This is a genomic window from Actinomadura coerulea, from assembly GCF_014208105.1.
GTDB classification, from domain to species: domain Bacteria; phylum Actinomycetota; class Actinomycetes; order Streptosporangiales; family Streptosporangiaceae; genus Spirillospora; species Spirillospora coerulea.
The window spans coordinates 5,788,683-5,813,533 of sequence record NZ_JACHMQ010000001.1; the positions used below are offsets into that span (position 1 = coordinate 5,788,683).

The window sequence follows — 24,851 nt, forward strand, 5'->3', positions numbered from 1 at the left end:
GTTCACAAGGAGTGTCTCGATGGGCGACCGCACGGCCTTCCGCACCTGTCCCCTCTGCGAAGCCCTGTGCGGGCTCGAACTGACCCTCGACGAGGCCGGTGCGGTCACGCGGGTCCGCGGTGACGGGAAGGACCCGTTCAGCAAGGGCTACATCTGCCCCAAGGGCGCGACGCTCGGGAGCCTGGACGGCGACCCCGACCGGCTGGCGGAGCCGCTCGTGGCGGGCGAGGCCTCCGGATGGGACGAGGCGTTCGAGACGGTCGGCCGGAGGCTGGCGGAGGTCGTCGCGCGGCACGGGCGCGACGCCGTCGCCGTCTACATCGGCAACCCCACGGCCCATTCGATCGCGGGGCCGCTGTACGGGTCCGCGATCGTCAAGGCGCTCGGCACCCGCAACCTCTTCACGGCGAGCACCGCCGACCAGATGCCGAAGCACGTGGCGTGCGGGCACATGTTCGGCGACCCCCTGGCGATCCCCGTGCCCGACCTCGACCGCACCGGGCACCTGCTCATGCTCGGGGCGAACCCGCTGGAGTCCAACGGCAGCCTCGCGTCGGCCCCCGACTTCCCCGGACGGCTCAAGGCGATCCGGGCGCGCGGCGGCAAGATCACCGTCGTCGACCCGCGCCGGACGCGGACCGCCGCCCTCGCCGACGAGCACCTGTTCATCCGGCCGGGGACGGACGCGTTCTTCCTGATGGCGCTCGTCCACACCCTGTTCGCCGAGGAGCTGGTCAGCTCCGCCGGGCACCTGGCCGGACGCGTCAACGGCCTGGACGACCTGCGCGCCCTCGCCGTCGACTTCGCCCCCGAGGACGTCGCCGCCGTCACGGGCGTCCCGGCCGCGACGATCCGCAGGACCGCGCGCGAGCTGGCCGCCGCCGAGCGCGCCGCCGTCTACGGCCGCATCGGGACGTGCACCCAGGCCTACGGGACGCTGAACAGCTGGCTCGTGGACGTCCTGAACACCCTCACCGGGAACCTCGACCGGCCGGGCGGGGCGATGTTCCCGCGGCCCGCCCACGCCCCGGTGTACCGGCGCAAGAAGCCGTTCACGACCGGGCGGTGGCGCAGCCGCGTCCGCGGGTTGCCCGAGGTCAACGGCGAACTGCCCGTCGCGACGCTCGCCGACGAGATCGAGACGCCGGGCGAGGGCCAGGTCAGGGCGCTGATCACGATCGGCGGGAACCCGGCCCTGTCGGCCCCGAACGCCGCCCGGCTCGACCGTGCGCTCGGCGGCCTGGAGTTCATGGTCAGCGTCGACCCCTACCTGAACGAGACGACCCGGCACGCGCACGTGGTCCTGCCGCCGCCGCGCCCCGCGCAGACCCCGCACTACGACATCGCGCTGACCGGGCTCGCCGTCCGCGACTACGCGCGCTACTCGCCGCCGGCCGTCCCGCTGCCGGACGGGCGGCCCGGCGAGGCCGAGATCCTCGCGCGGCTCGCCATGGCCGCCTCCGGGACGGACGGCGACCCCGCCCTCCTCGACGAGATGATCATCAAGGCGACGCTGGAGAAGGCCGTCGCGCTCCCCGGCTCCCCCGTGCTCGGCCGCGAGCCCGACGAGCTGCGCAAGATGCTCGACACCGGCACCCTCACCGAGCAGCGGCTCGACATGATGCTCCGCCTCGGCCCCTACGGCGACGCGTTCGGCGGTGAGCCCGCGCTGCGCGAGGAGCCGGGCGGCGCCTCGGGCTTCACCGGCCTGACGCTCGCGCGGCTGCGCACCGAGTACCCGCACGGGCTCGATCTCGGCGCCCTCCGGCCGCGGCTGGACGAGGTCCTGTGCACCACGTCCGGCCGGATCGAGCTGTGCCCGTCCACGTGCGCCGCCGACGTCGACCGGCTGCGCTCCGCCCTGCGCGGCCCGGCGGCGCCCGGCATGGTGCTGATCGGGCGCCGCCACCTGAGGTCCAACAACAGCTGGCTGCACAACGTCCCCGAGCTGGTGCGCGGCTCCAACACCTGCACCCTCCAGCTCAACCCGGCCGACGCCGAACGCCTCGGCGTCGCCGCGGGCGACACCGTCCGGGTCACGTCCCGGGCGGGGTCCCTGGAGGCCGTCGCCGAGCCCACCGACACGATCATGGCCGGGGTGGTCAGCCTGCCGCACGGCTGGGGCCACGACCGCCCCGGGACCCGGACGCGCGTCGCGAGCCTGCACGCCGGGGTGAACGTCAACGCCGTCACCGACGAGCAGGAGATCGACCCGCTCTCGGGCAACGCCGTCCTCAACGGGGTCCCCGTCACCCTGGAGGCGGCACGCTGACCCGTTGTTTAGCCCCTCCCGGCACCAGGTAGGTATGACTGGCCGCGGAGGAACGCGGGAGACTAGGGTCGCAACAGGCGTCCCAGCAGGCCGCGGAGGAGGGGCATGAACCGACGGGTCAACATCTTCCGGCGCGGGGAGAGCCCCCCGACCACCGCGCGGCTGGCCGACGTCACCGAGGAGCTGGAGCACGCCAGCGGCCTGGACCGCCCCATCCGGGTGCTGTCCGGGGCCGTGCGGCGGGTACTGCGCCCAGGGCCGGTCAAGGACGCCCTCCACGGCGTCCCCGTCGGCCACCCGGCCCACCCGCCGCTCACCGACCTGCCCATAGGCCTGTGGATGTCGGCCGCCGTCCTGGACCTCGTCCCCGGCACGCGCCGCGCCTCGCAGGTCCTCGTCGCCGCCGGGCTCGCCGGCGCCGTCCCGACCGTCCTCACCGGCATCGCCGACTGGTCGGCCCTGCACCGCGAGCAGCAGCGCGTCGGGCTCGTCCACGCCGCCGGGACGGCCACCGCGAGCATGCTGTACTCGGCGTCCTTCGTGGCCCGCTACCAGGGCCGCGACGCCGCCGGGCGCGCGCTCGGCTTCGCGGGCCTCGGCGCCCTCGTCGCGGGCGCCTACCTCGGTGGGCACCTGGCGTTCCGGCAGGCCGCGGGCGCCAGCCACGCCGACCAGCTCGCCCACCTGGTCCCCCTCGGCTGGCACGACCTGTGCGCCGTCGAGGACCTCCCGGACGGCTGGCCCGTCTCCCGGCGCCTCGGCTACATCGACCTGTTCGTGCTGCGGCAGGGCGAGGAGGTGCACGTCCTCGCCGACCGCTGCAGCCACCTCGCCGGACCGCTCCACCAGGGCCGCGTCCTGACCGACGACGGCGCCGACACCTGCGTCGTCTGCCCCTGGCACGGCAGCACGTTCCGCGTCGCCGACGGCTCCGTCGTCCACGGCCCGGCCACCGCCCGCCAGCCGTCCTTCGAGACCCGCGTGACCGAGGAGGGCACCCTCCAGGTCCGCCCGATCTGAGGCTCCGATCTGAAGGCTTCGTTCTAACGGCTCCGATCTGAGGCGCTCGCGCATCCGCGCGGGCGCCTTCGCGCATGCCCGCCGTCCCGTGACGATGCCGGTATGGACCGAACGCCAGGGAGATCATGGGGTTTTCACTGATTGACCCCTTTCAATGGGGTCTGGATGTCCATTATGGGCCTTTCGTCGGGGCCATGGAGATTGCCATTGATCGTTCCGCACCAAAGCCTTCACGGTTCGCACTGATCACTATTCTCAATGTTTGCGACCAGCACGACATGCGCGGAATTCCCCCCGGGAAGCGTGATCAAGGAACACGATGCCGGACACCTCCGGCAACGAAGATCATTTCGATGGGGGAAGAATGAGGACAAGCGCGCGAACCGGCATGGCGCTCGCCGTGGCCGGTGCGGCGGGCGGTCTGTCGCTGCTGTCCGGCGGAGCCGTCGCCGTCGCGGCGACGGACGCGGGCCACGCCGAGGCGGCGGCCACCGCCAGCCGGGCGGCGGTCTGCCGGTACGAGGTCACCGCACGGCACGGCCTGGCGGTCCGCACGGGTCCCGGCGTCAAGTACAGGCAGGTCGGCACGCTGCCGTACCGCAAGCACATCAGCGCCGACTGCAAGAACAGCGGCTGGACCCAGCTTCGCGGCAGCGTCCCGCCGGCCTGGATCGGCAAGTGGGTCTCGCGGACCTACCTCAAGCCGATCGCGTCCGTCAGCGTCTGCCGCTACGAGGTCACCGCCAGGCACGGCCTCGCGGTCCGCAACGGTCCCGGCACCAAGTTCAAGCAGGTCGGCACGCTGCCCTACGGCAAGCACATCGGCGCCGACTGCAAGAACAGCGGCTGGACCCAGCTGCGCCAGAGCGTCCCGCCGGCCTGGATCGGCAAGTGGGTCTCGCGGACCTACCTCAAGCCGATCAAGCCGCATGGCGGCGTCATGGCCGGTGGCGGCGGCACCTCGATGTCGAGCCTCCCGATGCTGGCGGGCGCCGGTCTCGGGGTCCTCGCCCTCGGAGGCGGCATCGCCGTCGCGGCCCGTCGCCGTCAGGTGAAGGGCGTTTCCTGAGCCCATGGACAGCAGAAGGCGCGGCGGCCGGTCGAGCCGTTTCTGGTACCGGCTGGCCGCCGCGCTCATCGCGACGGGGACCGCGATGTTCGTGGTCGGACTGGTGCGCGACCACACCGGTCCGCCACCGCAACCGCCGTCCTCGGATCTCGTGCAGCCGACTCCCGTGAACGCCGAGCCCGAGCCGGACAACGCGCTCCGGCCGTCCGTTCCGGAACGCGTCAGAATTCCGTCCATCAGGGTCGACGCGCCGATCCGCCGCGTCACCACGGAACGGGACGGGACGCTCGGCGTCCCGCCGCTGAACCGGGTCCGGGAGGTCGGCTGGTGGGAGGACGGCCCGACGCCCGGTGAGAACGGCAGCAGCGTGCTCGTCGGCCACGTCGACTCCAAGTCGGGGCCGGGCGCCTTCTACGAGCTCGGCGCGCTCCGCCCGGGCCGCCGGATCGAGATCGTCCGTGAGGACGGCACCGCGCCGGCCTTCCGCATCGACCGGATCGAGCGCGTCGACAAGGACCGGTTCCCGACCGACAGCGTCTACGGGCAGCGGGGGCGGCCGGAGCTGCGCCTGGTGACCTGCGGCGGCAGGTTCGATCGCAAGCGGGGGCACTACCTGGACAACGTCATCGTCTACGCGTCCCTGATCCCCGGTCCCCGGAACGCCGTTCCGGGGACCCACCGCAAGTCCTGACGGCCGGTGGCCGCCGAGCCGGGCCCGCCCCCGCCGGGCCCGGCTCGCGGCCGTCAGCCGGACGGTTCGCGGCCGTCGGTGGCCACGGGGTGCTCCACCAGGGCCAGGACGCGGCTCGCCATGAAGCGGGCCGTGCGGACGGGGGTCCCCGTCCGGGTGACCTCGCTGACCTCCACGACGCCGCGCCGCGTCGCGATCTCCACGCGGCGGCCCGCCCGGCTCGCCGCGACCTCGTACGTCCGTGTTCCCTCGCCGGCGTCGATCACGATTTCGACCCTGTCGCCCTTCATCCGCGCGAACCTCCGGTAGTCGAACGTATATTCGACTTATACCCGGAACGCGCTGCCCGCAATCCTTCCAAAAGGTGCGAAAGCCCTGGTCAGGCCAGGAGATTCACGATCGCGACGACGCCCACGACGACGATCACGGCGCGCAGCGCCAGCGGCGGGATGCGGCGGCCGACCTTGGCTCCGATCACGCCCCCGCAGGTGGAGCCGGCGGCGATGAGCAGCACGACCCACCAGTCGATCCGGGCGTCGGCGAACAGCCACATGAGCGTGAACAGGATCGCGGCGGTGCCGTTCACGACGGCCGACAGGACGTTCTTGCCCGCGTTCAGGCGCTGCAGGTCGTCGTCCAGCATGATGCCGAGCAGGGCGATGAGGATGATGCCCTGCGCGGCGCCGAAGTAGCCGCCGTACATCCCCGCGAGGAGCACGCCGACCCACAGCGCCGGGCCGCCGTGCTGCGGGCGGTGCTCCCCCTCCCGGCGGCGCAGCATCCACTTCTGCAGGCGCGGCTGCACGATGACGAGGACGAGCGCGATGACGATCAGCGCGACGACGATGACGTCGAACGCCTCGGCGGGCAGTCCGAGCAGCAGCAGGCCGCCGATCACGGCCCCGACGAAGGAGCCGGACGCCAGGCGCGTCAGCCGGCCGCGCTGCCCCTTCAGCTCGTGGCGGTAGCCGTAGGCGCCCGTCACGCCGCCCGGGACGAGCCCGATGTTGTTGGAGATGTTCGCGACCACGGGCGGGTAGCCGAGCGCGACCAGGGTCGGGAAGGTGATCAGGGAGCCGGACCCGACGACGGTGTTGATGCCTCCGGCGGCCACACCGGCCGCGAACACGGCTGCCGCGTCCAGCAGATTCACGTACGTCCCATCCCTGCGCTACGAGTTCCCGACGGCGCGTACATCGTAGGGATCCCGCGGCGCGCGGCCGTCGATCGGGGGGCCGTTTTGTGGCATCCCGCCCGGTTCAACGGGCCGAGCGGGCGTACCAGCGGCCGTTCTGGCGGTCGATCGTCAGCGGGAGCCCGAACGTCTCCGACAGGTGCTCGGGGGTGAAGACCTCGTCCACCTTGCCCTGGGCGACGATGCCCCCGGACCGCAGCAGCAGCGCGTGGGTGAAGCCCTCCGGGACCTCCTCCACGTGGTGGCTGACCATCGCGATGGCGGGCGCGGCCGGGTCGTCGGCGAGCGCGGCGAGGCGGGCGACGAGGTCCTCGCGCCCGCCGAGGTCGAGGCCGGCGGCGGGCTCGTCGAGCAGCAGCAGCTCGGGGTCGGGCATGAGCGCGCGGGCGATCTGGACGCGCTTGCGCTCGCCCTCCGACAGCGTGCTGAACGTCCGGCGGATCAGGTCGGCGGCGCCGAGCGCCTCCAGCAGCGCGACGGCCCGGTCGAGGTCGGTCGAGTCGTACTCCTCCTGCCAGCGGCCGATGATCGCGTACGAGGCGGTCAGCACCAGGTCGATGACCGTCTCACCGGCCGGGACCTTCTCCGCGACCGAGGAGCTGGCGAGGCCGATCCGCGGGCGCAGCTCGAACACGTCGGTGCGGCCGAGCTCCTCCTCCAGGATGGAGACGCTGCCCTCGGTGGGATGCAGCATGGCGGCGGCGATCTGCAGCAGCGTGGTCTTGCCCGCGCCGTTCGGGCCGACGATGACCCACCGGTCGCCCTCGTCGACCGTCCATGTGACGTCGCGCAGCAGGGTGGCCCCGCCGCGCCTGACCCCGACTCCGCGGAGTTGAAGCACCTCGCCTGCCATCGCGCGCCTTCGTCCCCAATCCGGTGGTCCGTGCTCCCGCTTGCAGGAAAGAACCTATGCGATCCGGGGCGGCCGTGGCCCCCCGGGATCGCACCAGAAGAACGGTCCAGGAACACTCCCGCGGCGCGAGAGGTCCCTTACGTCCGGTGGCACCGGCGATCCGAGCGCTTATCGTGGATCGCATGCCCATTGCGGAACGCACGAGACCGAGAATGAGCACGGACGTATGAGCAGGGCCGTCGCGATCGCCCTCGTCGCCTGGGGCAACGCCTGGCTGACGGGGCACGTCGGCCTGGACGAGGCCGTCGACGAGATCGAGAAGAGCGCGGGCCCGCAGATCGTCGGCGGCGAGCCCGCCGAGGTGACGCTGCGGCGCGGCCTCGGCGACCTGCGCGTCGGCGGTCTGGCGGCGCTGCGGCTGGCCCTGCCCGAGCCGGGCGATCCGCTCGGACTGACCGGGCCGCCGTCCTTCAACGCCGCGGCGATCGAGGCGGGCGCCGCGGCCGTCGCCGTGCTCGGCGGGCGGGCGATGGGGCTCGTCCCGTCGCTTGACCGGCGCGGCTCGTCCTACGTGGGCGTCCGCTGGACGACGCACGACGCGTCGGCGGCGCCGCCCGACGTCCCGTCCCTCGCGGAGGCCGACCGGCGGCTCACGCTCGCCATGGGGGACGCCACCGAGGCGCTGCTGGCCGTCGACGACTTCGCCGGCGTGCCGCCCGAGATCGCGGACGCGCTGGTCGACCTGCGCGACCCCGACCGCGGCGACCACCCGCTGTCCCCCGGCTACCCGCCCCGCGCCCACCGCGTCGCCGCCCTCGCCGGCCGCCTGTCCCTGGTCGTCGACCTCGCCCGGCAGATGGACGACCGCGGCCTCAGCGCCGACCAGATGAGGCGCCGCGGCGAGGCCCTCCGCCTCCTGGACGCCGCCGTACGCCGCGCCCTGGTGGCGGCTTGCAACAGTGCGTTCGACCCGGTGCCTGGAGCGGAGCGCTAGCGGAGCGGAAGGCGCCGGGTCGGCTCCGCCCCTGCCCGGGGGGCGTGGGGGGTCGCCCCCCACAAAGAAACCGCCCGGTGCCTGGAGCGGAGCGCTAGCTGTAGTGACCATGGACGTTGGTCACTACAGCTAGCGGAGTGCGGGCTTCGTCTGGGGTTTTGGGCGTGCACAGCGAAGCGGGGCGTCCCGGGTGGGGCGCCCCGCTGTCGTGGGTCGTGGGTCAGGCGCGGACCACGATGGTGTTGCAGATCTTGTCGGCGAAGGTCTGCTTGCGCTCGTCCCACAGCGGCCAGAGGAAGCCGATGTAGCACAGGAAGCTGTCGGCGACGTGCGCGATCTTGCGCACGAAGGCCATGCCGAAGCCGATGGGCTGGCCGGTCTGCGCGCCGACGAGGCGGATGCCCATCTGGCGCTTGCCGATGGACTGGCCGGTGGTGCCCTCCTGGTAGCAGATCCAGAGGCCGCCCGCGATGGAGATGGCCGCGCCGATCAGCATGAGCAGGAGCCCGAACAGCGCCGCGCCCGAGCTGCCGGAGCTGGAGAGCACGATCATCAGGATGTACAGCACGAACACCGGACCACCGAAGATCAGGTAGTCGATGATGTAGCCGCCGGCGCGCGAGCCCCACTCGGCGAGCTGGCCGCCCGAGCCGTAGTGGTGGTGGTGCACCTCGTAGCCGGGCTGGGAGGGGCCCGAGGGCGCTCCGTAGCCGGGCTGGGCCGGGGGCTGCTGGCCGTACCCGGGCTGCGCCGGGGGCTGACCGTAACCCGGCTGCGCGGGGGGCTGGCCGTAGCCGGGCTGCGCCGGAGGCTGGCCGTAGCCGGGCTGCGCCGGGGGCTGGCCGTAGCCGGGCTGGGCCGGGGGCTGCTGGCCGTACCCGGGCTGTTGCTGCCCGTAGCCCGGCTGCTGACCGTACGGGTCGTAGGGGTTGCCCACACTTGCTCCTTATTGATTGACCCTGTGGTTATGTGACGCCCGCCGGACCCGGTGGGCTCCGCAAGTCTGACCGAGGACCGACCGCGGCTCAAACCCGCAGAACACCGAACCGGACGAGCTGCCACAGCTCCGACCCGACGAGGGCGGTGCCGAGCATCCAGGCACGGGTCTTCGGCTGGAGTGCCCACCACCGGTCACCCAGCCCCAGTGGTGCGGCGGCGACGGCGATGGCGCCGGTGAGCGCGACCGGGTTCGCGAGGACGGCCTGGCCGGGGCGGCCCGAGCCGAACTCGATGAACACGGTCGTGCCCCCGCACAGGGGACACGGGATTCCGGTGAGTGCCCGCAGGGGACAGAGCACGCCGGGGTCGTTCACGCGGTGGATCCATGACGCGCCGATGGCCGCGACGGCCATCGCCGCGACACGCAGCACCGCACCCTGGGGTCCGTGCCGCGCTGCGGTGAGGGTCCGGCTGACGATCCCCCCGAGAGCACCTCGCGGTGCACCGGCGGACGCCGCCCCGGGCGCTCCCCCCAACGAATCCTCCGCCTCGATGACATACAGGTGAGTGACCCGTATATCGGGTGCACCCTGAGGCGGGTCAAGTCCGGGCAACGATCCGGTGTCAGACCGTTACTCAGTGCTCGGCTACCCCACCTCTTGGGCAAGAGTAGGACAAATCACCTGCTACATGGGCACTCTTTCGCGTTCCGAGCATGAATGAATCGTCCGGTTCGGGGCGTGCGGCGAACGGGACGTGCGCGCGGACGGGGCGATGCCGGGGATGCGCCGGAGACCGGGGCAGGGCGCGGCGCCCTGAGGGCACGGCGTGTCGCGCGGACGGGCGGATCGGCGCGTCGCGCCTGGCCCGGGGGCGTCTGGGCCCGAAGGATCGTCCGGCCCGGGGAGCGTCGGGCCGGGTCCGGCGTCCGGCCCGGGGCTGCGGGGCCGGGCGGGACGTCAGGCCTGCGCGGCGGCGCCGACGATGACGGACTGGTCGGCGCCGGAGAGGTGCTCGGCCTCGACGACGTCGGCGATGACGGCGGTGATGTTGTCGGGGCCGCCGTTGTCGCGGGCCATCTCGATCAGCCGGTCGACGGCGCGCTGCGGGTCGGCCTCGGCGGACAGCACCTCGTAGATCTTCTGCGCGTCGACCGGGCCGCTCAGGCCGTCCGAGCACAGCAGGTACCGGTCGCCGAGACGGGCCTCGCGCAGCCGCAGGTCGGGCTCGCGGTCGTCGCGGCCGTCCAGCACGCGGTACAGCACGTGCGAGAGCCGGGACGTCTCCGCGGGGTCGGCCTGCTGGCCGGCCTGCTCGGCCTCCGCCTTGAGCAGCTCGTCCATGGTGTGGTCCTGCGTCATCTGGAAGAGCTCGCCGTCGCGCAGCAGGTAGCCGCGCGAGTCTCCGACGTGCGCCAGCGCGACGGACTCGCCGGACCAGAGCATGGCGGTGAGCGTGGTGCCCATCCGGCTCAGGTCGGGGCGTTCCTCCCGGACGATGCGCAACTTCTCGTTGGCCTCGGCCACGGCGCGGCCCAGCATGTCGACAAGATCGTCTTTGTGGGCATCGGTGTCCAGCGAGCGCAGTGAGCCGATCACGGTCGAGCTCGCGACCTCGCCGCCCGCATACCCGCCCATGCCGTCCGCGACCGCGATCAACCGCGCACCGGCGTACCCGGAGTCCTCGTTGTTCTCCCGGTTGCACCCGATGTCGCTGCCTGCTGCGTACCTGATTGCTACGTTCATACCAATTTCGATGACGATCCTGTCAGAGGAGTTGTATCAGCCGCGGGCGGTGGTCTTCCCGGTTTCCCCGGCGGCACTCGTGTTTCCCACACCGTGCCGGACCGCGTACAGCGCCGCCTGCGTCCGATCCTGGACTCCCAGTTTCATGAGCAGATTACTGACGTGCGTCTTGACCGTCTTCTCGGACACCACGAGGGCGCGGGCGATCTCCCGGTTCGACCTGCCCCGCGCTATGTGCACGAGCACCTCCCGTTCCCGTTCGGTCAGCGCGGCGAGGCCGCGGTCGTCCCGCCCCGCGTCACCCGCCGTCCCGTTCCGCAGCATCGCCTCGGCCGCGTCCGGCGCGAACAGGACGTGCCCGTCGTGGACCGCCCGGATCGCCTGGACCAGCGCCTGCGGGTCGACGTCCTTGTACAGGTACCCGGCCGCCCCGGCCTGGACCGCCGGCAGCACGTGCCCGCGTTCCGTCACGCTGGTCAGGACGAGGACCCGTGCCGCCACGCCGCGCGCCTTCAGCTCCGCCAGCGCGGTCAGGCCGTCGGCGCCCGGCATCTTCAGGTCCATGAGCACGATATCGGGCTCCAGGGATTCGGCCAGTGTCACGGCCGACGTGCCGTCCCCGGCCTCGCCGACGACCTCGATGTCGTCCTGGATGCCGAGGAAGGTCCGCAGCCCCTGCCGGACGACCGGATGGTCGTCGGCGATCAGCACCCGGATCGGCCCCCGCGCGGCGTTCACAGCGGCACCTCCAGCCGGACGGTCGTGCCCCCGCCGGGCGCGGCGCCGATCACGAGGTCGCCCCCGATCGAGTACGCCCTCTCGCGCATGGAGGTGAGCCCCAGCCCGCCCTGGGGCTCCACCTCGGACGCGTCGAAACCCGTGCCGTCGTCCGAGACCTCTAGGACGGCCCGTTGGTCCTCTGTGCGGAGCCGAACCTGCACGGTGCTCGCCCTGGCGTGGCGTAGGGCGTTGTAGAGCGCCTCCTGGGTGATGCGGAAGGCGACGGCCTCGTGCTCCTCCGGCAGGACGATCGCTTCGTCGGCGCAGAGGCGGACGTTGGACTCGTGCGCGCGGTCGAGCACCTCGACGTGCTTGCGCAGCGACGCCACGAGGCCGTCCGCCAGATCGGTGGGGCGCAGTTCGAGGATGACGGCGCGCAGCTCGGCGAGGGCCTCGGCGGCGAGCCGCTCGACCTGCTGGAGCTCCTGGACGGTCCGGACCGGGTCGCGCTCGGCCAGCGCGGACGCGGTGCGGGCCGTCAGCCGCAGCGAGAACAGCTTCTGCGCGACGGCGTCGTGCAGCTCGCGGGCGAGCCGGTTGCGTTCGGCGACGACCGTCAGCTCGCGGTTGTGCTCGTAGAGGCGGGCGTTCGCCATCGCGATCGCGGCGTGCGCGGCGAAGAGGGTGAGCAGGTCTTCGTCGTCCTGGGTGAAGCCGCCGGGACGGCGCTTGTTGGCCAGGAAGACGATGCCGAGGACGTCCTCGCCGTCGCGGATCGGCACGCCGAGGAAGTCCTTCAGGACGGGGTGCGCGACCGGCCAGCCCTCGAACTCGGGCTCCTTGCGGATGTCGTCGAGCCGTTTGGGCGCCTCGCCCTTCAGCATCGCGGCGAGCATCCCGTGCTGGCGGGGCAGCGGGCCGATGCGCTCCCAGTCCTCCTCCGAGACGCCCTCGACGACGAACTCGGCGAACGAGCCCTCGTCGTCGGGCACGCCGAGGGCCGCGTACCGGGCGTCCAGCAGCTGCGCCGCGGCCCGGACGATCACCTGGAGCACCTCGTGGACGGACAGGTGGCGGGTCACGGCGAGCACGGCGGAGCTGACGGCGTGCAGGGTCGCGCCCTGGTCGCCGCGGCAGCCCTCGTCCGTCACCATCCCGGCCTCTCGCCCTCCCCCCGGCGGACGCCCTTCGGCGCCCGCATGTGAAGACCGTACTCTCTAGGCGGGTCTTCTCGAATCAGCCGGCGGGAGTACGTGCCGCGGCGCCCCTCCCCGAGGCGCGGGACGCCGGTCCTAGGACCATCTGACGACCGTCCGGGGGACCCGTCGGCCGATGCCGCCGGACGCGCCGGCTCCTAGCGTCGGGGGCATGAAGACGGCACTGATCACCGGGGCCTCCCGGGGCCTCGGCCGGGCGCTCGCCCGCACCCTCGCCCGGGACGGCTGGAACCTCGTCGTCGACGCCCGCGACGCCGCCGCGCTGTCGGCGGTCGCGGCCGAGACCGGCGCGACGGCGATCCCCGGGGACGTCGCCGATCCAGCGCACCGAGCCGCCCTCGCCCGCGCGGCCGGAAGCGGGCTCGACCTGCTCGTCAACAACGCGAGCACGCTCGGCCCGACCCCGATGCCCCGGCTCGCCTCCCTCCCCGCGGGCGCCCTGGCGGACACGTTCGCGACGAACGTCCTGGCGCCGCTCGCGCTGATCCAGGCCGTCCTGCCCGGCCTGCGGGAGCGGCGCGGCGCGATCCTCAACATCACGTCGGACGCGGCCGTGGAGGGCTACGAGACGTGGGGCGGCTACGGGGCGTCCAAGGCGGCGCTGGAGCAGCTGTCGAACGTCCTCGCGGCCGAGGAGCCCGACGTGGCCGTGTGGTGGGCGGACCCCGGCGAGATGAACACCGCCATGCTCCGCGCGGCGGGCGAGGACGCGGACGCGGCCCCGCCGCCCGAGGAGGCCGCCGCCGCGCTCCACCGGCTCGTCTCCGGCCGCCTCCCCAGCGGGCGCTACCGCGCGGCGGACCTGGCGGCCGCGCCGTGACCGCCATCCTTGATCATGATCAGTTGACAACAAAGCCGGGCATTCTGGGCACGGGGTTCCGGGCGCCGACGTTCGGGATCGTCCTGGTCGTGACGCTGCTCGCGTTCGAGAGCATGGCCGTCGGCACCGTCATGCCGGTGGTCGCCGCCGACCTGGACGGCCTGTCCCTGTACGCGTGGGGCTTCAGCGCGACCCTGATCACGAGCCTGGCGGCCACGGTGCTCGCGGGCGGCTGGGTCGACCGGTCGGGACCGACCCGGCCGTTCCTGGTCGGTCTCGGCGTGTTCGTCGCCGGACTGCTGATCGCGGGCGCGGCGCCGTCGATGTGGGTGTTCGTCGCCGGGCGCGCCGTGCAGGGCCTCGGCACCGGCGTCCCGCTCGTCGCCCTCTACGTGGTGATCGCCCGCGTCTACCCGGAGGAGCTGCGGTCCCGGGTGTTCGCCGCGCTGTCGGCCGCCTGGGTGCTGCCGTCGCTGATCGGCCCGGCGGCCGGCGGCGCCCTGGCCGAGCACGCCGGCTGGCGCTGGGTGTTCCTCGGCCTCGTCCCGCTGGTGATCCCGCCGGCGCTGATGCTGCTCCCCGTGCTGCGCGGCATCGCGCCGTCCGGCGCCGCCCCGGCCCCCGGCCGGTCGCGGTATCCGGCCGCACTCGGCGTCGCCGCCGGCACCGGCCTCCTCCTCTACGGCCTCGACGGGACGGACTGGAAGCTGCTCCCGGCCGTGCTCGTCGGCCTCGCTGGCCTGGCGTTCGGACTGCCCCGCCTGGTGCCGCCTGGAACGCTCCGGCTCCGCCGCGGGCTGCCGAGCGTCATCCTCGTGCGGGGCCTGCTGTCGGGGGCCTTCTTCGGCACCGACGTCTTCATCCCGCTGGCGCTGACGCGGCTGCACGACTTCAGCGCCACGCAGGCGGGGATCGTCCTGACGGTCGGCGCCCTCGGCTGGTCGGCGGCGTCCCAGATCCAGGGCCGCTCCGAGCGCCCCCGCGAGTTCTACGCGCTCCTCGGCGCCGTGCTCGTCACCACCGGGATCGTCCTCGCCACCGTCGCCCTGCAGTTCTCCGGCTGGCTCGCCGCCCCCGCGTGGATCGTCGGCGGCGCCGGCATGGGCTTCTCGATCGGCAGCCTCTCCGTCCTGCTGCTCGACCTGTCGGCCGAGGACGAGCAGGGGGTCAACTCCTCCGCGCTGCAGATCAGCGACACCCTCGGCTCGTCCCTCGTGGTCGGGGTCGCGGGCGCGCTGGTCACCGGCTTCGGCGCCGCCCGGCTGGACGCCGGGCTCGCCGTCGCCGGGGCGCTGTTCGCCGCGATCGCCGCGTTCGGTGTGATCGCCGCTCTCCGCCTGGAGGTCCGGACATGACCGTCGACTTCACCCTCCCCGCCGCGCTGGAGGCGCACGAGCCGCCCGAGGCGCGCGGCCGGGCCCGCGACGGCGTCCGGCTCCTGGTCTCCCGGCGCGCCTCCGGGCAGGTCTCCCACCACGCGTTCCGCGACCTGCCGGGCCTGCTCGACCCGGGCGACCTGCTCGTCGTCAACACCTCGGCGACGCTGCCCGCCGCCGTCCGGCTCGACCGGATCAGCGTGCACTTCTCCACCCCGGTGCCCGGCGCCGACGACCGGCTGTGGCTCGTCGAGCTGCGCCGCCTCGCCGGCAAGGCCGGCCGCCCCTACGCGGGAGGCTCCCCCGGCGAGTGGATCCCGATGCCCGGCGGCGCCACCCTCACCCTCGTCGGACGGCACGGGCACCGCGCCGGGGAGAGGTCCGACCGGCTCTGGCAGGCCCGGCTGAGCACCGACGTCGTCCCCTACCTGCGGCGCCACGGCGTCCCGATCCGGTACGGGTACGTCCGCCGCGACTGGCCGGTCGCCGCCTACCAGACCGCCTTCGCCCACGACCGCTCGTCCGGCGGCGCGGAGATGCCGAGCGCCGCCCGCCCCTTCACGCCCGAACTGGTGACGCGGCTGGTGTCGCGCGGCGTCCTGATCGCCCCGATCACCCTCCACACGGGCGTCGCGTCCCCCGAGGCCCACGAACCGCCCTACGCCGAGCGCTACGCCGTGCCCGAGCCGACCGCCGCCCTCGTCGGACACGTCCGGGCGCGGGGCCGCCGGGTGATCGCCGTCGGCACCACCGCCGTGCGCGCCCTGGAGACGGCCGTGGACGCCTCGGGACGCGTCCAGGCGTCCTCCGGCTGGACCGAGCATGTCGTGACCCCCGAGGGCGGTGTCCGAGCCGTGGACGGCCTCCTCACCGGCCTGCACGAGCCCAGGTCGTCCCACCTGATGATGCTGACCGCCATCGCGGGCGGCGACCTGCTCACCGCCACCTACGAGGCCGCCCTCGCCGAACGCTACCTCTGGCACGAATTCGGCGATCTGAACCTCATCCTGCCCGGATAGCGTCTCGCATGCCGGACCTGGCGGGCGGGACGCCCGGCGCGGCCGGTACCGTTGTGAACAGCTATGGACGGGTCAGCAGAGCGCACGCTGCTCATCACACTCACCGGCCGCGACCGCCCCGGCGTCACGTCGCGCCTCTTCCGGACACTCTCGCAGTTCCCCCTCACGGTGGCGGACGTGGAGCAGGTCGTGATCCGGGGGCGGCTCGTCCTCGGCGTCCTGCTCGCCTACACCGAGGGCGCCGACATCGGACGCGTGTGGAACGCCGCCGAACGCGTCGCGAACGACCTCGACATGGAGATCGAGCTCTCCACAGGGCGCAACAAGCGGATGCCGAAGCGCAGCGGACGCCTGCACGTCACCGTCCTCGGCAACCCGCTCATGCCCGCCGCCATGGCGGGCATCGCCGGACGGATCTCCGCGCACGGCGCCAACATCGACCGCATCGAGCGCCTCGCCCAGAACCCCGTCACCTGCATCGAGATGGACGTCTCCGGCGCCGACCCGGACGGGCTGCGCGCCGCGCTCACCGCCGAGGCCGTCGAGCAGCGCGTCGACGTCGCCGTCCAGCACAGCGGCCTGCACCGGCGCGCCAAGCGGCTCATCGTCATGGACGTCGACTCCACCCTCATCCAGGGCGAGGTCATCGAGCTGCTCGCCGAGCACGCCGGCTGCCTCGACGAGGTCGCCAAGGTCACCGAGGCCGCCATGCGCGGCGAGCTCGACTTCGAGGGCTCCCTGCGCGAGCGGGTCGCGCTCCTCGCCGGGCTCGACGCCTCCGCCATCGACTCCGTCCGCGACCGGCTCCGCCTCGCCGCCGGGGCCCGGACCATGGTCCGCACCCTCAAGCGCCTCGACTACAAGTTCGCGATCGTCAGCGGCGGCTTCACCCAGGTCACCGACGCCCTCGTCGAGGACCTCGGCATCGACTACTCCGCCGCCAACACCCTCGAGATCCAGAACGGCAAGCTCACCGGCCGCGTCACCGGCCAGGTCATCGACCGCGCCGGCAAGGCGGCCGCCCTGGAGCGCTTCGCCCGCGAGGCCGGCGTCCCGATCAGCCAGACGGTCGCGATCGGCGACGGCGCCAACGACCTCGACATGCTCCAGGCCGCCGGCCTCGGCATCGCCTACAACGCCAAGCCGGTCGTCCGGCAGGCCGCCGACACCGCAGTCAACGTCCCCTACCTGGACACCATCGTCTTCCTCCTGGGCATCTCCCGCGAAGAGGTCGAAGCCGCCGACGCTCAGGACTCCCAGGGGGGCGACCCCCTGGAACCCCCGTCACGAGCCGGGCGATCCTCACGCCACGGCTGAGATAGATCGTGCCCGTGCGGGCCGGCGTCGTGGCGCTCCGGTCGCCCGGCTCGACGGGCCGTGCGGCCTCCAGGCGCCAGAGCGCCTTCCAGCCACCCGCCCCGCGCTGGGATGTCCGAGGGCGCGCCTCCCTGGGAAAACAGGGAAGATATCGCTCATGCTTCGGCGGGCGCGGGGGGCTTACGCCCAGGTGCACGGGCAGGCGGCGCCCTTCTACGGGCTGGCCGCCGCGCTCGCGGTCTCCGTGCCGCTGCTCGCCGGGGCGCTGACCGGGCACGCCGCCCAGGGATCGATGATCGCGCTCGGGGCCTATCTCGTGGCGCTGCGCGCGCCCGAGGGCCCGTACGGGGCGCGGGCGCGCGACCTCACGGTCGGCGTGCTGATCGTCGCGGTCGGCTCCGGGGTCGGCGGGCTGCTCAGCGGGCATCTGTGGCCGGCCGTGATCGTGGTGCCGCCGCTGGTCGCGCTCGGCGTGGCGGTGCCCCGGATCGGGTCGACGGCGGGGCTCGCGGTGCTGCTGAGCGCCGTCCGGCCGCCGTCCGCGGACGTGGTCGCCATCGGGCTGCTGGAGCTGGTGGGCGGGCTGCTCACCGCCGCGCTGCTGCTGGCGCCGTGGCCCGCGCGGCGGCTGCGGCCGCTGCGGGAGGCGCTCAGCGAGTCCGCGGACGCGGTCGCCGAGGCGCTGGACGCCGTGGCGCAGGACGTGGGCGCCCACGACGCGGGCCCCCTCGACGCCGTCGAGCTGACGAACCCCGACCTGCTGGCGGTCACCCGGATCCCCGACTGGGAGGCCAAGCGGCGGGCGGCGTCGGAGTCGCTGACGGCGGCCCGCGCCACCTACGGGCTGTACCGGTCCGGGCGGGCGGGGAACGAACCCACGAGGCCCGAGCGGGTGATCGACGCGCTGGGGCGCGTCCTGCACGAGACGGTGACGCTCCAGGCCGTCCTGGAGGCGGCGAAGAACTACCCGCCGGACCGCGAGTGGCAGATGGAGACGCAGACGGCGATCTCGGCGCTCGCGGCGCGGCTGCGGCTGCTGGCCGGGGCGGTCGCGACGGCGGGGCAGGCGCCGCTCGGCCGCGAGGAGTCCGCCGCCGTCCGCCGGATGGTCCGCTCCGCGGAGCAGATCAGGCGCGCCGGGCTCGCCGGCGACGAGGACCTCGTCGCGGTCGCGCTGATCGGCCAGGTGCGCCGCTCCGTCGACCGCATCGCCGGCGAGGTCGCCTCCACGCGCCGCCTCGTCGCGGGCGGGCTGCGCATCGGGTTCGCGGCGCCGCGGATGCCGGGCACGCTCGACCCCGTGCCGGCCTGGGACCGGGTGCGCCGCGCCGTCCGCACGCGCTCCCCCACGTTCCGGCAGGTCGCGCGGGTGTACGTGACGGCGGTCGTGTCGATGGCGCTCGCCGCCGCGATCGGGATCTCGCACGGCCACTGGCTGACCATCACCGCCATGCTGAGCCTGCGCGCGACCTACGGCGAGACCGTGGACCGGCTCGTCCAGCGCGTCGGGGGCACCGCGGCCGGGGCCGCCGTCGCCGCGGTCATCCTGACGCTCGCGCCCGGGCAGAACACCGTCGCGGTGATCGCGTTCTGCTTCGCGGGGGCCGGCTTCGCGATGCGGTCGGTGAACTTCGCCTACTGGGCCCTGTTCGGGACGCCGCTGGCGATGATGCTGCTGGACTTCTCCACGCCCGCCGACTGGCGCACCGCCGGCGAGCGCATCGGCCTCACCCTGGCCGGGTCGCTGATGGCCTACCTCGCCGTCCGCCTGCTGTGGCCCGCCGGGCACCTCGAACGAATGCCCGGCCAGCTCGAACGGCTCCTGCGCACGCACGCCGGGCTCGTCCGGACGGCGGCGGACGTCCTCGCCGGGGAGCGGACCCGGCTGCCGCACGACACGATCGTCACGGCGGAGCGCGCGGCGGAGGAGGTCGCCGAGACCCGGACCCGGCTCGGCCACGAACGGGTGCCCGACCTCGACCTGAACGACCGGCTGCGCAGGGCCGTGGCCGCCGCGCACCGCGCACGCGACCACCTCGTCGCGGTCGCGAAGCTGTCCCGCGAGCGGGCCGTGGACACCGGGCCGATCCCCGAGATCCTCGACCGCCTCGCCGACCAGCTGGAGGAGGCGGCCGGCCTGCTGGAGGAGCCGGGCGAGCGCGACCCGGACGCCGGCGCGCCCGTCGAGGAGCTCGGCGAGGAGCTCGCCGAGCTCGACTCCTACCTGTCCACGCTGACCCGGCGGCGCCGCGCCGAGATCAAGGAGGGCGTCGGCACCGACGAGCTCACCCCGCTCCGGCACGCCCTGCTGCAGGTCTCCGGCACCCGCTACACGATCGGGGAGCTGCGGCGGGACGTGAACCAGGTCATCGCGTCGTCGCTGGAGGCCGCCGGGCCGCGCCCGTGAGCCGTCAGTCCTTCGGCGTGTGGACGGTGCGCAGCGTCCCGAGGCCGGGCCGAAGGTCCGCCCAGTCGCCCGGAGGGAGGTCGATCACGGCGAGGGTGCAGGTGGGGAAGCCGTCGGGGGCCTGGCCGGTCAGGTCGTGGACGAGGTGGTGCACGGACGGGTTGTGCCCGACCAGCAGGAGCGTGCCGGTCTCGTCCGGCGTCTCGGAGACGAGGGCGAGGAGCCCGTCGGGGTCGTTGTCGTAGATGCGCGGCTCGAACACTGCCTCCGCGTCCAGCGCGAGGCGGGCGAGCGTCTCCCGGGTCCGCGCGGCGGGCGAGCACAGGACCCGCGCGGGGACGAGGCCGTTCGCGCGCAGCCAGTCCCCGGCCGCGGTCGCGGCGCGGCGCCCGCGGTCGGTGAGCGTGCGGTCGGCGTCGGGTATGCCGAGACCGGCTTCGGCCTTGGCGTGGCGGAGCAGGATGAGCGTGGGCATGAGCGCCACATTAGGGGGCCGCGATGGCCGCCAGGGTCCACAGCACGAGCATGATGCCGAACATTCCGCCGATCACGATCGCGAAGCCCTTGGGCCCCGACATCGCCCGCTTGCCGCCGCTCGCCACGGCCGCCTCCCGAGATCGCTCCACTGGGTCGGGGACGGGACGTCCCGGCCCTCCCGTACAGCGTACGACCGCGTCCGGGATGGTCGGACGGGACCCCGGGGAACGCGGAAGGGGCCGGTGGCGCGTCGCCACCGGCCCCTCGCGTTCAGACGGTCAGGACTTGCCTGCGGACGACTCCTCGGCGTCCGGCTCGGCCTTGGCCGCGGCCGGATCGGCGCCTACGGCGCTGTCCGAGGGAGGGCGACCCCCCACGCCCCCCGCGCCGCCTTCGGCGCCGAACTCGGCCTCCTCCCGAACGCCTTTGCCGAGCGCCCCGGCGGCCCCGCCGCTCTTCGCCGCGTCCGGCCCCGGCCTGCCGCCCTCGACGGCGGGGTCGGCGGAGGAGTCGCCGATCGGGTCGGCGCGCCGCTTGGAGACCACGATCGCCGCGACGACGACCCCGACGGACAGCACGGTGACGCCGACGCGCAGCGCCGTGTTGCCCGCGTAGGTCACCACCGCGTCCGCGATCAGCAGCGCGACCAGGTTCATCACCTTGATCAGCGGGTTGATCGCGGGGCCGGCGGTGTCCTTGAAGGGGTCGCCGACCGTGTCGCCGATGATCGTGGCCTCGTGCGCCTCGCTGCCCTTGCCGCCGAGGTGGCCCTCCTCGACGAGCTTCTTGGCGTTGTCCCACGCGCCGCCGGAGTTGGCGAGGAACACCGCCATCAGCACGCCCGCCGCGATGGCGCCGCCGAGGAAGGCGCCGAGGGGCGCGTACCCGAGGGCGAACCCGACCGCGATCGGCGTCAGGATGGCCAGCAGGCCCGGGGTGGCGAGCTCGCGCTGCGCGTCCCGGGTGCAGATGTCCACGACCCGGTCGTAGTCGGGCTTCTCGGTGTAGTCCATGATCCCGGGCTTGGTGCGGAACTGCTCGCGCACCTCGACCACGACCCGGCCCGCCGCACGGCCCACCGCCATGATCGCCAGGCCGGAGAACATGAACACCACGGCCGCACCGATGATCAGCCCGATCAGCACGTTCGGGCTCGCGATCGACAGGTTGAAGTTCAGGAACTCGGCGCCGATCGCGTCCTTGGCGCTGGTCGACGCGCCGGCGAGCGCCGCGATCACCGTCGTGCGGAACGAGCCGAACAGCGCGGTCGCCGCGAGCACCGCCGTCGCGATCGCGATGCCCTTGGTGATGGCCTTGGTGGTGTTGCCGACCGCGTCCAGCCGCTCCAGCACCGAGGCGGCCTCGCCCTGGACGTCCCCGGACATCTCGGCGATGCCCTGGGCGTTGTCGGAGACGGGCCCGAAGGTGTCCATCGAGACGATCACGCCGACGGTGGTGAGCAGCCCGGTGCCCGCCATCGCCACCGCGAACAGCGCGACGGTGGTGTTGCCGAAGCCGAGCAGGAACGCCCCGTACACGGCGGCGCCGATCACCAGCGCGGTGTAGACGGCGGACTCCAGGCCGAGCGAGATGCCCGACAGGATGACCGTGGCGGGACCCGTCCGGGCGCTGTCGGTGACCTCCTTGACCGGCTTGCGGTTGGTCTCGGTGAAGTAGCCGGTGAGCAGCTGGATCGCGCTGGCGAGCACGATGCCGATCAGGACGGACCCGAGCGCGACCCACCGCGGGTCGGCGTCCAGGCCGGCGATGGCCTTGTCGCGGACGCCTTCCAGCTCCGCGAAGGACGAGGGCAGGTACACGAACGCGGCCACCGCGACGAGGACCGCCGAGATCCCCGCGGAGATGAAGAAGCCCCGGTTGATCGCGGTCATCCCGGACCGGTCGCCGGAGCGGGGCGCCACCGCGAAGATGCCGATCACCGCGGTGATCACGCCGATCATCGGCACGATCAGCGGGAACACCAGGCCCTGGTTCCCGAACGCCGCGGTGCCGAGGATCAGCGCCGCGACGAGCATGACCGCGTACGACTCGAACAGGTCGGCGGCCATGCCGGCGCAGTCGCCGACGTTGTCGCCCACGTTGTCGGCGATCGTCGCCGCGTTGCGCGGGTCGTCCTCGGGGATGCCCTGCTCGACCTTGCCGACCAGGTCGGCGCCGACGTCGGCGGCCTTGGTGAAGATGCCGCCGCCGACCCGCATGAACATGGCGAGCAGCGCGGCGCCGAAGCCGAAGCCCTCCAGCACCTTCGGCGCGTCGCCCTGGTAGGCCAGGACCACGACGGCGGCGCCGAACAGGCCGAGGCCGACGGTGAACATGCCGGCGACGCCGCCGGTGCGGAAGGCGATCCGCATCGCGGTCTTCTCGCCGCCCTCCTCGCGGGCGGCGGCGGCGACCCGGACGTTGCCCCGGACGGCCAGCCACATGCCGGTGAACCCGGTGACGGCGGAGAAGATCGCCCCGATGACGAAGAAGACGGACCGGCCGATCCGCTCGCCGGTGGAGTCGGCGGGCAGGAGCAGCAGGACGAGCGGGATCAGGACCACGAAGATCGCGACCGTCCGGAACTGGCGTTTCAGATAGGCGCCCGCGCCCACCTGAACGGCGCGCGCGATCTCTTGCATCTTGGCGGTGCCCTGGCCGGCGGCCAGGACGTCGCGTACGAGACCCGCGGCGACGGCCAGTGCGAGCAGTGCGACCACGGCGACGACGACGACCAGGGAAAGGTCGCCGCCGCCGAGATCCACTTCAGCGCTGGCCGGGCTTGACAGGGAAAACCCGGGCATCCGTCCTCCTCGACAGGGGCGTTGCGATCGCGACCGAGATAAAAGCGATCTTTACCGCGTACCCAACGAGTCACGATTTCGAACGCCTCGCACGGCAACGCGGGTGCCGGGAGTCTACGCACGCGTAAGTCGAATGTTAAGGCCGCGACACCCTTCATGAAGATGTCGCCGAAATGAAACACGCGATACGCCGGAAATTGACCCATTAGCCTGATCAGGCGTCATCGTCCCAGGTCAGACCGGGCCAGGCATTCATTACCCCGCCGATACCTTGACGGGCGCGGGGCATGACCGGCACCTCGGCGCGACCACTGGCGTCCGCATTCAAGCTAGGCATTAACACGGAATATGTCTAGACCCAAATCGAACCGACCAAACGATGATCACAAGAGAATCTCACACCCTCAACCCCACCGCCCCCACAAGCCCCACCCCGGCCGCGCCCCCCGCTCACACACCGTCACCGCCCCCACGAAGCAGGTCCGAGCAGAGCAAGCCGCGAGCCGAGCCGACCAACCCCGGGCCCCAGCACCGCCCACTGAGGACCGCGCCCACACCCCAAGCCGGTCGCCGCCTTCGTGCGACCGGCCCGACCGGCTCGTGCTGCCCGCCGACGGCGACCCGGCCGAACTGGCCACCGGGCGCGCCAGGTCCCGAGCAGAGCACCCCAAGGAGCCCTGACGAGCGGAAGCGGTCCGAGAGCCCCAACGATGGCGAGCGCCAGCGAGGCCATACCCGACGACGGAGGACCCTCATGGCCCGAAAGAGGGGAGCACCACAACGCACCAGCCTCAGCCCGCGCCGCAACCACGCGACAACCTCAATGGTCGCGATCGCGTCCGAAGGCAGGTTCAAGCGAAGCGAGAACCTGATCGCGCAGCGAGCCGCCAGGCGAGACGAAGCGATGCCAGCGATCGCCCGCAGTGCCCGACGATGGAGGGCCGCCAGGCCCGAAGGAGGAGGGAACTGCAAATAAGAAAGGCCCCGCCGGGGTGGCGGGGCCTTCGGGGTTGCGGTGGCGCGGGCGCGTCTAGATGGTCGCCTCGGCTTCGGCCGGCCAGCTCATCCGTATCTGGACCCCCTTCGGCGTGTTGGCGATCTCCACGTCGTCGGCGAGCCCGGCGATGACGGCCAGACCCAGTTCAGCGGTGCCCTCGCCCAGGCCGTACTCGAACTCGTCCGCGCCATCGTCCACGGCGGCCGCGGGGGGCCCGTCCGGCTGGAGGTCACCGGGGACGGTGTCGCTGACGATCACCTCGAAGCGGCCTTTCTCGCCGCGCAGTTCGAGGCGGACGGGTTCGTCCGGGCAGTGCCGGCGGTGCGCCTCCACGGCCCGGGAGCACGCTTCGGCGACCGCGAGCCGGACCTCGTCCAGCAGAGGTTCGGCGACGCCGCTGCGACGGGCGACGGCGGTCACGATCAGCCGGGCGGTCCGGACGTGGACGGGCAGCGCGCTGAAGGACAGTTCAACGGTCGACACAGCCGCGGGCCGCCTACTTGGCGCCCTTGCGCTTCTCCTCGGCCTCGGCGATCGAGTCGTGGATGCCGAAGACCTTGGTCAACCCCGTGATCCGGAAGATCTTGAGGATGCGCTCCTGGGTGCAGACGAGCTCCAGCGAGCCGTCGTGGGCGCGCACCCGCTTCAACCCGCCGACGAGGACGCCGAGCCCGGTCGAGTCGAGGAACTCCACCTTCTCCATGTCCACGAGCAGGTGGAACTTGCCCTTGTTGACCAGGTCGATGAGCTTCTCGCGAAGCTTCGGCGCCGTGTAGACGTCGATCTCGCCCTCCACGTTGATGACGGTGAGGCCATCGTCGGTGGTGTAGTCGTTAACCTTCAGATCCACAGATCCTCCACGCGCCGTGCAGCTATCCGATCCCGTCGTCCGGCCCCATGGCAGGGCACCGAACGCCGA

23 protein-coding genes are annotated in these 24,851 nt (G+C 73.1%); 10 read left to right on the forward strand and 13 right to left on the reverse strand.

All coding sequences use genetic code 11. From position 1 onward, the window contains the following. The first annotated feature begins 19 nt into the window (after positions 1-19). The 4 genes from BKA00_RS26600 to BKA00_RS26615 all read left to right on the forward strand — a co-directional run bounded on the left by BKA00_RS26600 (position 20) and on the right by BKA00_RS26615 (position 5,052). Positions 20-2,272, forward strand: coding sequence for a molybdopterin oxidoreductase family protein (locus tag BKA00_RS26600; protein ID WP_185029305.1), 2,253 nt, complete (start codon positions 20-22; stop codon positions 2,270-2,272). A gap of 105 nt (positions 2,273-2,377) precedes the next feature. Continuing rightward, positions 2,378-3,292: a Rieske (2Fe-2S) protein gene (locus BKA00_RS26605; protein WP_185029315.1), complete on the forward strand. Its 915-nt coding sequence runs from the start codon at positions 2,378-2,380 to the stop codon at positions 3,290-3,292. 364 nt (positions 3,293-3,656) lie between these two features. Then, positions 3,657-4,361, forward strand: a complete 705-nt coding sequence (locus BKA00_RS26610; RefSeq protein WP_185029317.1) for an SH3 domain-containing protein — start codon at positions 3,657-3,659, stop codon at positions 4,359-4,361. A 4-nt stretch (positions 4,362-4,365) separates the two neighbouring features. Further along, a complete protein-coding gene (locus BKA00_RS26615) occupies positions 4,366-5,052 on the forward strand; it encodes a class F sortase (protein ID WP_185029319.1) in 687 nt (228 codons plus the stop codon). 53 nt (positions 5,053-5,105) lie between these two features. Here the strand turns inward: BKA00_RS26615 and BKA00_RS26620 are convergent, their stop codons facing one another. The 3 genes from BKA00_RS26620 to BKA00_RS26630 all read right to left on the reverse strand — a co-directional run bounded on the left by BKA00_RS26620 (position 5,106) and on the right by BKA00_RS26630 (position 7,100). Beyond that, positions 5,106-5,342: a hypothetical protein gene (locus BKA00_RS26620; protein ID WP_185029321.1), complete on the reverse strand. Its 237-nt coding sequence runs from the start codon at positions 5,340-5,342 to the stop codon at positions 5,106-5,108. Positions 5,343-5,431: 89 nt separating this feature from the next. After that, on the reverse strand, positions 5,432-6,205 hold the full coding sequence (locus BKA00_RS26625) for a sulfite exporter TauE/SafE family protein (RefSeq protein WP_185029323.1): 774 nt from the start codon (positions 6,203-6,205) through the stop codon (positions 5,432-5,434). Between the two features lie 106 nt (positions 6,206-6,311). Then, positions 6,312-7,100: an ABC transporter ATP-binding protein gene (locus tag BKA00_RS26630; protein WP_185029325.1), complete on the reverse strand. Its 789-nt coding sequence runs from the start codon at positions 7,098-7,100 to the stop codon at positions 6,312-6,314. 226 nt (positions 7,101-7,326) lie between these two features. Here BKA00_RS26630 and BKA00_RS26635 point away from each other — a divergent pair, with 226 nt between their 5' ends. Next, on the forward strand, positions 7,327-8,094 hold the full coding sequence (locus tag BKA00_RS26635) for a hypothetical protein (RefSeq protein ID WP_185029327.1): 768 nt from the start codon (positions 7,327-7,329) through the stop codon (positions 8,092-8,094). Between the two features lie 220 nt (positions 8,095-8,314). Here the strand turns inward: BKA00_RS26635 and BKA00_RS40625 are convergent, their stop codons facing one another. From BKA00_RS40625 to BKA00_RS26660, 5 genes are all read right to left on the reverse strand, one after another. Continuing rightward, positions 8,315-9,031 (reverse strand): RDD family protein, encoded by a 717-nt coding sequence (locus BKA00_RS40625; protein WP_185029329.1) that lies wholly within the window; start codon positions 9,029-9,031, stop codon positions 8,315-8,317. 88 nt (positions 9,032-9,119) lie between these two features. Next, positions 9,120-9,464, reverse strand: a complete 345-nt coding sequence (locus BKA00_RS26645; protein ID WP_230298766.1) for a DUF2752 domain-containing protein — start codon at positions 9,462-9,464, stop codon at positions 9,120-9,122. Positions 9,465-9,992: 528 nt separating this feature from the next. Then, positions 9,993-10,778, reverse strand: a complete 786-nt coding sequence (locus BKA00_RS26650) for a PP2C family protein-serine/threonine phosphatase (RefSeq protein ID WP_185029332.1) — start codon at positions 10,776-10,778, stop codon at positions 9,993-9,995. 36 nt (positions 10,779-10,814) lie between these two features. Further along, a complete protein-coding gene (locus BKA00_RS26655) occupies positions 10,815-11,516 on the reverse strand; it encodes a response regulator (RefSeq protein WP_185029334.1) in 702 nt (233 codons plus the stop codon). Continuing rightward, positions 11,513-12,652, reverse strand: a complete 1,140-nt coding sequence (locus BKA00_RS26660; protein WP_185029335.1) for a GAF domain-containing sensor histidine kinase — start codon at positions 12,650-12,652, stop codon at positions 11,513-11,515. The genes BKA00_RS26655 and BKA00_RS26660 overlap by 4 nt, the downstream gene beginning before the upstream one ends. Before the next feature lie 214 nt (positions 12,653-12,866). Here BKA00_RS26660 and BKA00_RS26665 point away from each other — a divergent pair, with 214 nt between their 5' ends. The 5 genes from BKA00_RS26665 to BKA00_RS26685 all read left to right on the forward strand — a co-directional run bounded on the left by BKA00_RS26665 (position 12,867) and on the right by BKA00_RS26685 (position 19,654). Continuing rightward, the gene (locus BKA00_RS26665) at positions 12,867-13,535 is read left to right on the forward strand and encodes an SDR family NAD(P)-dependent oxidoreductase (RefSeq protein ID WP_185029337.1); all 669 of its coding nucleotides are present in this window, start codon (positions 12,867-12,869) and stop codon (positions 13,533-13,535) included. Positions 13,536-13,558: 23 nt separating this feature from the next. Beyond that, a complete protein-coding gene (locus BKA00_RS26670; RefSeq protein WP_230298765.1) occupies positions 13,559-14,890 on the forward strand; it encodes an MFS transporter in 1,332 nt (443 codons plus the stop codon). Continuing rightward, a complete protein-coding gene (locus tag BKA00_RS26675) occupies positions 14,887-15,930 on the forward strand; it encodes an S-adenosylmethionine:tRNA ribosyltransferase-isomerase (RefSeq protein ID WP_185029339.1) in 1,044 nt (347 codons plus the stop codon). Before BKA00_RS26670 ends, BKA00_RS26675 begins: the two co-directional genes overlap by 4 nt. 63 nt (positions 15,931-15,993) lie before the next feature. Continuing rightward, a complete protein-coding gene (serB, locus tag BKA00_RS26680; protein ID WP_185029341.1) occupies positions 15,994-17,247 on the forward strand; it encodes a phosphoserine phosphatase SerB in 1,254 nt (417 codons plus the stop codon). 157 nt (positions 17,248-17,404) lie between these two features. Next, positions 17,405-19,654: an FUSC family protein gene (locus tag BKA00_RS26685; protein WP_185029343.1), complete on the forward strand. Its 2,250-nt coding sequence runs from the start codon at positions 17,405-17,407 to the stop codon at positions 19,652-19,654. A gap of 4 nt (positions 19,655-19,658) precedes the next feature. On the opposite strand, the gene BKA00_RS26690 is transcribed toward BKA00_RS26685, so the two are convergent. The 5 genes from BKA00_RS26690 to BKA00_RS26710 form a co-directional block, all read right to left on the reverse strand. After that, on the reverse strand, positions 19,659-20,129 hold the full coding sequence (locus BKA00_RS26690) for a SixA phosphatase family protein (RefSeq protein WP_185029344.1): 471 nt from the start codon (positions 20,127-20,129) through the stop codon (positions 19,659-19,661). Positions 20,130-20,139: 10 nt separating this feature from the next. Beyond that, the gene (locus tag BKA00_RS26695; protein ID WP_185035391.1) at positions 20,140-20,280 is read right to left on the reverse strand and encodes a hypothetical protein; all 141 of its coding nucleotides are present in this window, start codon (positions 20,278-20,280) and stop codon (positions 20,140-20,142) included. A gap of 129 nt (positions 20,281-20,409) precedes the next feature. After that, complete coding sequence (locus tag BKA00_RS26700) at positions 20,410-22,935, reverse strand: sodium-translocating pyrophosphatase (protein WP_185029346.1); 2,526 nt, start codon at positions 22,933-22,935, stop codon at positions 20,410-20,412. A 1,030-nt stretch (positions 22,936-23,965) separates the two neighbouring features. Next, positions 23,966-24,415, reverse strand: coding sequence for an ATP-binding protein (locus BKA00_RS26705; protein WP_185029348.1), 450 nt, complete (start codon positions 24,413-24,415; stop codon positions 23,966-23,968). A 13-nt stretch (positions 24,416-24,428) separates the two neighbouring features. Next, positions 24,429-24,782, reverse strand: coding sequence for an STAS domain-containing protein (locus BKA00_RS26710; protein WP_021597910.1), 354 nt, complete (start codon positions 24,780-24,782; stop codon positions 24,429-24,431). Positions 24,783-24,851 lie beyond the last annotated feature (69 nt).

What these genes read in the sequence shown, in the direction of transcription:
- BKA00_RS26600 (WP_185029305.1), top strand. Translation starts at nt 20, where the DNA reads ATGGGCGACCGCACGGCCTTCCGCACCTGTCCCCTCTGCGAAGCCCTG.
- BKA00_RS26605 (WP_185029315.1), top strand. Translation starts at nt 2,378, where the DNA reads ATGAACCGACGGGTCAACATCTTCCGGCGCGGGGAGAGCCCCCCGACC.
- BKA00_RS26610 (WP_185029317.1), top strand. Translation starts at nt 3,657, where the DNA reads ATGAGGACAAGCGCGCGAACCGGCATGGCGCTCGCCGTGGCCGGTGCG.
- BKA00_RS26615 (WP_185029319.1), top strand. Translation starts at nt 4,366, where the DNA reads ATGGACAGCAGAAGGCGCGGCGGCCGGTCGAGCCGTTTCTGGTACCGG.
- BKA00_RS26620 (WP_185029321.1), bottom strand. Translation starts at nt 5,342, where the DNA reads ATGAAGGGCGACAGGGTCGAAATCGTGATCGACGCCGGCGAGGGAACA.
- BKA00_RS26630 (WP_185029325.1), bottom strand. Translation starts at nt 7,100, where the DNA reads ATGGCAGGCGAGGTGCTTCAACTCCGCGGAGTCGGGGTCAGGCGCGGC.
- BKA00_RS26635 (WP_185029327.1), top strand. Translation starts at nt 7,327, where the DNA reads ATGAGCAGGGCCGTCGCGATCGCCCTCGTCGCCTGGGGCAACGCCTGG.
- BKA00_RS26650 (WP_185029332.1), bottom strand. Translation starts at nt 10,778, where the DNA reads ATGAACGTAGCAATCAGGTACGCAGCAGGCAGCGACATCGGGTGCAAC.
- BKA00_RS26660 (WP_185029335.1), bottom strand. Translation starts at nt 12,652, where the DNA reads ATGGTGACGGACGAGGGCTGCCGCGGCGACCAGGGCGCGACCCTGCAC.
- BKA00_RS26665 (WP_185029337.1), top strand. Translation starts at nt 12,867, where the DNA reads ATGAAGACGGCACTGATCACCGGGGCCTCCCGGGGCCTCGGCCGGGCG.
- BKA00_RS26675 (WP_185029339.1), top strand. Translation starts at nt 14,887, where the DNA reads ATGACCGTCGACTTCACCCTCCCCGCCGCGCTGGAGGCGCACGAGCCG.
- serB (WP_185029341.1), top strand. Translation starts at nt 15,994, where the DNA reads ATGGACGGGTCAGCAGAGCGCACGCTGCTCATCACACTCACCGGCCGC.
- BKA00_RS26685 (WP_185029343.1), top strand. Translation starts at nt 17,405, where the DNA reads ATGCTTCGGCGGGCGCGGGGGGCTTACGCCCAGGTGCACGGGCAGGCG.
- BKA00_RS26690 (WP_185029344.1), bottom strand. Translation starts at nt 20,129, where the DNA reads ATGCCCACGCTCATCCTGCTCCGCCACGCCAAGGCCGAAGCCGGTCTC.
- BKA00_RS26700 (WP_185029346.1), bottom strand. Translation starts at nt 22,935, where the DNA reads ATGCCCGGGTTTTCCCTGTCAAGCCCGGCCAGCGCTGAAGTGGATCTC.